Raw genomic sequence first — 8,322 nt, forward strand, 5'->3', positions numbered from 1 at the left:
GCTCGGCGACGGCCGCCCGCAGCGCGTCCCGGTGGGCGCCGGCCCACTCCGCCGGGTCGGTGACGGGCGGGGTGCGCAGGGTCGGCGGCCGGCCGGGGAGCAGTTCGATGCCCGGAAGTGCCGCCGGGGGAGCGGGAGTCGATGCCGAAGGTGTGGATGAGAGTGCCATGGTTGTCGTTCCTTTCGGTGCGGCCGTCGTCAGGCGGTGGCGGCCGGCGATTCGAGCAGCTCGGCCAGGTCCGCGAGGACCGGGTGGCGGATGACGTCCTTGAGGGTGATCGCCCGGTCCAGGGCGATCGCGAGCCGGACGGCCGACAGCGAGGTGCCGCCACGGTCGAAGAAGTGGTCCAGGCGGCCGATCCGGTCGACCGGAACCCCGAGCACATCGGCCCAGGCGGCGGCCAGCCGCCGCTCACCGGCCGTCTCCGGCCCCCGCACGCCCTCCTCGGCGGTGTCGAGTTCCTCGGCGAGCGCGGTGAGCGTCCTGCGGTCGGTCTTGCCGTTGGGGGTGAGCGGCAGCCGCTCCCGCCAGTGCACGGCCGCCGGAACCATGTACGCGGGCAGCGACTCGGCCAACCGCGCCTGTACGTCCACGAGTTCGGCGCCGGTGCAGAACGCCACCAGGCGCGCGCCCCGTACGACCACCACGGCACCGTCCCGGACGCCGGGCACCCGCAGCAGCGCGTTCTCGATCTCGCCGATCTCGATCCGGAAGCCCCGCAGCTTCACCTGGGTGTCCCGGCGGCCGAGGAACTCCAGCCTGCCGTCGGGCAGCCAGCGCCCGTGGTCACCGCTGCGGTAGAGCCGCTCCCCGGGCCGGAACGGGTCCAGCATGAAGGCGGCGGCGGTGCGCTCGGGGTCGTTGACGTACCCGCGCCCGACACACACCCCGGAGAACACGATCTCCCCGGGCGCCCCGAGGGGCACGGGCGAGAGGTGCTCGTCGACCACGTACACGCGGACGTTGCGCACGGGCCGCCCGAGCGGAACGCGGGGGCCGTCCGGCACCCGGTCCATCACCTCGTGGTTGGTGTCGTCCGAAGTCTCCGTCAGCCCATAGGCGTTGGCGACCTTGATGCCGGGCTGGGCGGCGAACCAGCGCTGCACCAGCTCCCGCTTCACCGCCTCCCCGGTCACCGACACACAGTGCAGATCGGGGAGTTCACGGGGCCGCTGCTCCAACTCGGCCAGCACGGCTTCGAGATACGACGGCACGATCTGGAGCACATTGACCCCGCCGTCCACGATCGTGTCCACGAACCGGGCCACGTCCAGGATCACGTCCTGTCCGACCAGCAGCGTCCGACCGCCGACGAGCAGCGCGGACACCAGCTGCCACAGCGAGATGTCGAAGCACTGGGGAGCGGTCTGCGCGACCGTCTGCCCCTCGCCGACCTCCAGGTCCTCCAGCTTGGCGAGGACGTGGTTGACGAAGCCCGCGTGCTCGCACATCGCGCCCTTGGGCTCCCCGGTCGACCCGGACGTGAAGTAGATGTAGGCCAGTTGGTCCGCGCCCACGCTCACCCCGAGGTCGTCGTCCGCGTGCCCCTCCGCCTCGATCTCGTCGACGTACAGCCTCGGTACGTCCGTCCCGGTCTCGTCGAGCGTGGTGGTGCTGCCGTGCTCGGTGACGACGAACGCGCACTCGGCGCGGGTGAGGGTGGCGGTGATGCGCCCGGCCGGGAAGTGCGGCTCGACCGGCAGATAGACACCGCCCGCCTTGAGCACCCCGAGTACGGCGGCCATCCAGTCGAGGTTGCGCTCGGTGACCACGGCGACGACACCCTCACGGGCCAGCCCACGGGCCAGCAGGGCCCGACCGACCTGGTTCGCCCGGGAGTTGAGCTGCCGGTAGGTCCACTCCGTGCCGCCCTGCACGGCCGCGACCGCGTCCGGGTGCTTCCGGACCCGCTCCTCGAACAGCTCGTGCACCCGGCGGTCCGGGAGTTCACGCTCCGGACCCGCCAACCCGTCCAGCTGGAAGGCGAGTTCGGCACCGGACAGCAGGCTCTGACCCTCGTGGTCGGCGTCCGGGTCGGCGGCCATCAGGGAGAGCGCGGTGAGGTGGTAGCCGGCGATCCGGGCCGCCGCCTCGGTGTCGAGGACATCGGTGCGGTGACGCAGCCGCAGGGTGCGCTCGCCGACGCTCAGGTACAACACGGCGCCGCCATCGGCGGGTTCGCCGCCGTGCGGGTCGAGGACGGTCTCGTACGGCGGCTCGTCCGCACCGCCCACCTCGTCGGCGAGGTCCGTCATCGCCAGCAGCTGCCGCCAGGAGCCGGGGCCGACCAGCATCCGGCGGGCCACGGGACGCTGCCCCTTCACCGCCACGTACCCGGTGGTGACCTCCCGCTCACCGGAGAGCGCGGCGAGCACCTTGGCGTGCGCGGCGAGCAGCGCCGACTCGAACGAGGCCGACCTCAACAGGCTGGCGTCGAGCGGGACCTCGTACTCGGCGTACACCGAGTGGGGCCCGTTCTGCGGGTTCTCGCCCGGGACCGGGCCGGATATCCAGCGTGGAATCGTGGTCATCGTTCTGCCCCCGTCGAAATCTCTGCGGTCCGGCCGGGCTGTGCGAGCCGGTCGGTCTGTGTCGTCAGTGCGGTGTGCGTGGTCCGCGCGGTCAGTGCGGGCCGGTTGGACCGTGCGGTGAGGACGATCTGGTCGCTGCGCAGCGGCACCGCCGGGTTTCCGCCCCAGCGGGCCAGGCACGGCACGTCCTCGCCCTTCATCAGGAAGGAGTCCGGGGCGAGTTGGGACCCGTCGCCCATCGACACCCCGTAGTGCACGAGTGCGGCGGTGCCGACCGTGACGCCCGCGCCGAGGACGATGTGGTCGGACTTGAAGGTGCCGTCCTCCTGCGAGTGGGACTGGAGGATGCTGCGCGGGCCGAGGGTGCAGTCGTCGCCGATCGTGGTGAGGGTGCGCTCGGTGATGGCGGCGCCGTCGTCGAAGACCCGGCGCCCGATCCGCACGCCCAGCAGCCGCCAGGCCAGGTTCTTGAACGGTGTGCCGTTGAGCGCGACGAGGAAGGCGGAGGGCACCTTCCACAGCCGCTCCTGCCACCAGAAGTGCGGGTCGTAGATGGAGCACAACCGGGGTACCAGCGGCCGGAACCGGGTGATGAGCCGCTCGACGAGCACGTAGTACCCGGCGGTCAACACGAGCCCGAGGACCAGGGAGGCGCCGACCAGCGCACCGGCGGCGACGCCGTGCGTGCCGTGCACGGCCAGGGCCGCGAAGCCGAGCACCGTGAAGAGCAGGGAGTGCAGCCAGCGGACGAACAGGAACAGGCCCATCGTGCGCAGGTTGTAGCGGTTCTTCGCGGCGAGCCGGCGGACGAACTCGTCGCCCTCGCGCAGATGGTCGAAGCTGCTGTCCCGCTCCACCGTCCGCGGGATCTCGAAGGACGGCGAGCCCAACAGGCCGACGTTCTCCCGGACTTCACCGTCGAGCGGGACCATCACCTTGGTCGCAAGCAGGACGTTCTCGCCGGTACGGCCCCCGGAAGGGTAGGCGATGTGGTTGCCGAGGAAGCTGTGCGGCCCGATCTCCGCCCGCGAGACGCGGAACGACGTACCGGAGTAGTCGGCGTTGAGGACCGACAGCCCGTCGGCGACCATCGTGCCGCGGCCGACGGAGACCAGGTAGGGGGTCTCCTGCCGTACCTCCGTACCGAAGTTGGAGCCCGTCTGTTCGACGTGCGAGAGGTCGTAGCCGATGGCCCGCAGATAGTGGACGACGTAGGAGCTGTCGCCGGTCAGCCACAGGAAGAACTTCAGGTTGGTCATGCGGGTGATGGCCCGCTGCGCCCCGTAGTGCAGGCCGTACAGCGGATACACCTGGTCCGGCCGGATCACCAGGTTCAGCAGCCGGGGGACCACGGACACGCTCACGGCTCCGACCACCATCACGGCGACGAAGAGCGCGAGGGACACGCCCAGGGCCTCGGCGTAGAAGCGGAGCGAGGTCATGTCGGCCACGTCCGGGTCGAACAGCGCGTCCAGCTGGGGAGCCAGGTCCAGCAGCAGATAGCCGCCCCCGACTGCCAACGGCACGTAGAACAGAAGGAGTTGGAGGAGGCTGGCGAGGCCGTAGGCGGCCCGGCGGGCGGTGGAGCAGGGGGCCGCGGGGACCCGTACGTAGTCCACGTCCGTGGGCTGGGCGGGCGAGCCGTGCCAGCGCAGGCCCGCCGGGACCGCCTGGCCCTCGTACAGGGTGGACGAGTGGCCGAGTTGGGCCCCGTCACCGATCGACGTGCCGATGTCGAGGACGGTCTTCTCACCGACGTACACATCCCTGCCCAAGGTGACCGGGCCGGTCTGGATACGGCCGGCGACGGCCCGGTAGCAGAGGAAGTGGGCGTCCTTGCGGATCACCGTGCCCGCGCCGACCGTGAGCAGGTCGGTGCAGACCGGGAGGCTGGGCGAGAGGATCGTGACGCCTTTGCCGATCCGCGCGCCGAGCGCCCGCAGATAGAGCACGTAGAGCGGGTTCCCGGCGAACAGGACCATCGGGTTGGCGTGCAGCAGCGCCTTCACGGTCCAGAAGCGCAGATAGGCGAGGCCCCACACCGGGAACTCGGTCGCCTTCCAGCGGCCGATCAGCACCCACTTGGCGACCACCGGCAGGGTGCACATCCCTACGAAGACGGCACCGCCGAACACGACCGACCGCACATAGACGTCGACGGCCCCCGCACCGGCGTTGATCCACTCGTAGCCCTCGACGGTGACGAGCCCCGTGAGGAAGCAGTACGTGGCGAAGACCAGCAACTGCGCGGCCCCGCACAGGACATACCGCAGGCCGCTGCCGGGCGCCGGGGCCTCGGCGGGCGGTGCGGCGGGCGCTTCGGCCGGGGCGCCGCCGAGCGCCGCCGCCAGACTCCGGATCGTCGGATGGCCGTACACGTCCTTCATCGACACCGACGGCAGATCGTCGCGCTTCCTGACACGGGCACAGAAGTGCGCCATGACCAGGGAGTTGGCGCCGAGATCGTCGAAGAAGTGGCTGTCGAGCGGTACTTGGTCCGTCTTCACGACCCCGGCGAGCACTTCGGCGAGGATCCGCTCGATGTCACCCCCGGCGCCGGACAACTGCGTCTGCTGCGTCTGCTTGATCGGATCGGTCGGCGGTATGGACGCCAACTCGATCGGTTTTCCCCCCACTGTTCCCCCCACGATGAAGCTCCTTAGCGGTGCTGGTCCTGGCTTTCGGTTCGTTCGGATCGTTGGACGGGCAGTTCGGCCGGGCTCCCCTGTGCCCGCGCCCGCTCCCATGCCCCGGCTCGCCGCGCCGTCCCCGCGACCAGGGCCTCCAGGGGTCCCCGGCCCCTGGTGAGCCGCCAGACGGCCGCGAAGAGCAGCGAGCCCGCGACCAGTACGGCGTACTGGAGGTCGGGGGAGCCGTCGAGCGCTCCGGTGGCGAGGAACAGGACATGGGCGGTGTAGAGGGTCAGCGGCATGCTTCCGGCCGCCGCCAGCGGGAGCAGAGCGCGCCGCACCCCGGTGATCCGGGTCAGCAGCAGGACCGCCGCGAGCAGTGCGGTGGCCGAGCCGAGGGTGTGCAGCATGTCGAACGGCGAGGTGGAGTGCGGCGCCCGGGAGAGCATCGACCACCAGGTCTCGCCGTCCGGGGTGTCCCACAGGGCCTCGTCGCGGGCGTGCGGCCCGGTCGCGTCGTAGAACTCGTTCTCCTGGAGCCGCTCAAGGCCGCCCCAGCGGAAGAGCCACAGCGAGCAGACCAGCCAGGAGGTGGAGGCGAGCGCCAGTCCGGCGGTCAGCAGCCGGGTCGCGGTGCGCCGGTCGAAGAGGTCTAGGCGCCCGATGGCGAGCCCGGCACAGAGGTACGCCGTCCACGCCAGGACCGGATAGTCGCCGTGGACCAGGAGGTCGCCGAGGAGACCGGCCGGGTCGGTGACGACGTCCTGGAGCGTCGGGTCACCGTCGAAGGCGGGTTCGGGCAGCGCTCCCTGCAACAGGTGGACGAGGAACGGCGCGACCACGCCCAGCCCGAGGGCGATACAGGCCAACGTCCGTGCCCGCAGGGCCAGCAGAGGCAGCGCGAGCAGGAACAGCAGAGCGTAGAAGGCGAGGATGACGTCGACTTCGAGGCCGGCCGCGTTGGCGGCGTAGCCCAGCGTCAGTCCGATCAGACCGACGGACAGTGCCCGTGCGGCGACCGAGGCGAGCGAGCCGCGGTCGACCCGGGGCGTACGGCCGCCGGTCGTGAAGGCCAGGCCGACACCGGCGACCAGGGCGAAGGTCGCCGAGGACCGGCCGCCCGCCAGCTGCCAGGCCACCGTCGGCGAATCGTCCGGCTCGAACGCTCCGAATACATGCACGGAGAACATACCGAGTAACGCGAGGCCACGGGCCACGTCCACACCGGCGATGCGCGGTGTCGATAAAGGCATGAGTAGCTCCGTAAATTGGAAAATTGGCACGATGGATTTCACGTCCGCTGTGCGTCCGCGGTGCAGCTGTGAGCGGGAGTGACAGTTGACGCGATATGGGAAACGGCGTACGGGACGAATTGACGTGTCAGTGGAAAATGTCGATGAGCGCGGCGTGCGGCACGGCGTCGATCCGCACGGTTTCCGTACGGATCACGGGCAACGCGGCTCGATCGGGCTTGGTCGGAGCCCGGGTGCCCCCGTGTCGTGGTGCTTCGCACTCCCTTGGGTGGGTGTGCCCCGGAGAATGCAATCCGAATTGTTTCGACCCGGTTATGAACGGGTCAAGCGTCACCGGCGTAATGTCGCTTTCCTGTTACAGAGTCACGACTTTTCGTACGGAATACGACCGCGTGTGCGGACCCCTCACCTGGGAGCTTTCCGTAGGGCAGGTGTAATTGCCGGGCGGTATTCCGTTTGGGCGCGCCGAAATATGGCCGCCAAGTGCATGACAGAAATAGTATTCGATTTGCCTGCTGAATCGTTCCTTTCCGTTTCCACTGGGTTTCTCTTCGTTTTCTGGCGCGTCACGGGAAGGAAGGGGAGGGAGCGGCGTGCGGGTGCCGGGCCCTGACCGGGGCACCGGAGGGTGAGAGGGGTACCGCCCGCCCGATACCGTTAGGGCGTGCAGGCAGCAAGTGAACTTCCCGAGAGCCCCAGCGGCCGACTCCATCGCGCGCGCGTCCTCTACCGGAACGTCTCGAAGCGCAGGACCGCATGGCTGTTGCTCAAGGACACCGTCAACTCGTGCATCGAGTACCGGATCCTGGGTCTGGCCGCGGAGGCGGCCTTCTTCACGCTGCTGTCCGTGCCGCCGCTGCTGCTGAGCCTGATCGGTCTGCTCGGCTACGTCGACGACTGGACCGGCACCGACACCATCACCAGCCTGGAGACCAACATCCTGGAGGCGTCCCGGACGGTCCTGTCCGACAAGGGCGTCACCGAGATCGCCCGGCCGATCCTGGACGACGTGATGAAGGGCGGCCGGCCCGACGTCATCTCCATAGGGTTCCTGTTCGCCCTCTGGTCCGGCTCCCGCGCGGTGAACGTCTTCATCGACACCATCACCGTCATGTACGGCCTGGACGGCGTCCGAGGGATCGTCAAGACGCGGCTCGTCGCCTTCGTCCTGTTCGTCGTAGCCCTGCTGATCGGCTCGGTCGCGCTGCCGCTGATGGTGGCGGGCCCGGACGCCGTACTCAACGTCCTGCCATGGTCGGAGACGCTCGTACAGGTCCTGTACTGGCCCGTCGTCATCCTCCTCTCCATCGCCTTCCTGACGACGCTGTTCCATGTGTCGGTCCCGGTGCGCTCACCGTGGATCGAGGACGTCCCGGGCGCGCTGGTGGCCCTCGGGATGTGGGTGCTCGGCAGCTTCCTGCTGCGCATCTACCTGACCAAGACGATCGAGGGCGCGACGATCTACGGATCGCTCGCGGCGGCCGTCGCCGTCCTCCTGTGGGTCGGCGTCTCGGCCTTCGCCGTGCTCGTCGGGGCCGCCGTCAACGCGGCGATCGACCGTGTCTGGCCGGCCGCCTCCACGGCCGCCGCGCGTGCCGCCAACGAGAGGCTCCGCGAGGAGGAGGCCGCGGAGTACGTCGCCCGGATGACCGCCGCCCGCACCTACGAGCACGACGACGACCCCGACGACCCGGCGGACATGCCCTCCGAGTTCCCGGAACGCTGGTCGCGCTTCCTGCCCCCGGAGGACGTGACGTCCCGTCTGCGGGCGCATGTGAAGAGCACACCCAAGACGGGGGAGGGGCCGCCCTCCGCGAAGTGACGGGGGGCGGGGCGCGGCCCGGGCTTTTCTTCGCCCCCGCCGCCCCTACCCGTCCCATCCTTCTGGGGGCTGCCGCCCCCAGACC

4 protein-coding genes are annotated in these 8,322 nt (G+C 70.1%); 1 reads left to right on the forward strand and 3 read right to left on the reverse strand.

Features of this window, described 5'->3' with window-relative positions; all coding sequences use genetic code 11:
* Positions 1-198: 198 nt before the first annotated feature.
* From ACWCRB_RS47585 to ACWCRB_RS47595, 3 genes are read right to left on the reverse strand one after another with little or no spacing between them, the layout of a single operon-like run.
* On the reverse strand, positions 199-2,532 hold the full coding sequence (locus tag ACWCRB_RS47585) for a non-ribosomal peptide synthetase (RefSeq protein WP_451002039.1): 2,334 nt from the start codon (positions 2,530-2,532) through the stop codon (positions 199-201).
* Positions 2,529-5,180: a Pls/PosA family non-ribosomal peptide synthetase gene (locus ACWCRB_RS47590; RefSeq protein WP_451002040.1), complete on the reverse strand. Its 2,652-nt coding sequence runs from the start codon at positions 5,178-5,180 to the stop codon at positions 2,529-2,531. The genes ACWCRB_RS47585 and ACWCRB_RS47590 overlap by 4 nt, the downstream gene beginning before the upstream one ends.
* A gap of 11 nt (positions 5,181-5,191) precedes the next feature.
* The gene (locus ACWCRB_RS47595; protein WP_451002041.1) at positions 5,192-6,415 is read right to left on the reverse strand and encodes a heparan-alpha-glucosaminide N-acetyltransferase domain-containing protein; all 1,224 of its coding nucleotides are present in this window, start codon (positions 6,413-6,415) and stop codon (positions 5,192-5,194) included.
* A 664-nt stretch (positions 6,416-7,079) separates the two neighbouring features.
* Here ACWCRB_RS47595 and ACWCRB_RS47600 point away from each other — a divergent pair.
* Positions 7,080-8,237: a YihY/virulence factor BrkB family protein gene (locus tag ACWCRB_RS47600; protein ID WP_235474102.1), complete on the forward strand. Its 1,158-nt coding sequence runs from the start codon at positions 7,080-7,082 to the stop codon at positions 8,235-8,237.
* The last annotated feature ends 85 nt before the right edge of the window (positions 8,238-8,322 follow it).

Source organism: Streptomyces sp. NPDC002156, assembly GCF_053593675.1.

Excerpts from the sequence above, each read along its gene's own strand:
- ACWCRB_RS47595 (WP_451002041.1), bottom strand. The coding sequence starts at position 6,415 with ATGCCTTTATCGACACCGCGCATCGCCGGTGTGGACGTGGCCCGTGGC.
- ACWCRB_RS47585 (WP_451002039.1), bottom strand. The coding sequence starts at position 2,532 with ATGACCACGATTCCACGCTGGATATCCGGCCCGGTCCCGGGCGAGAAC.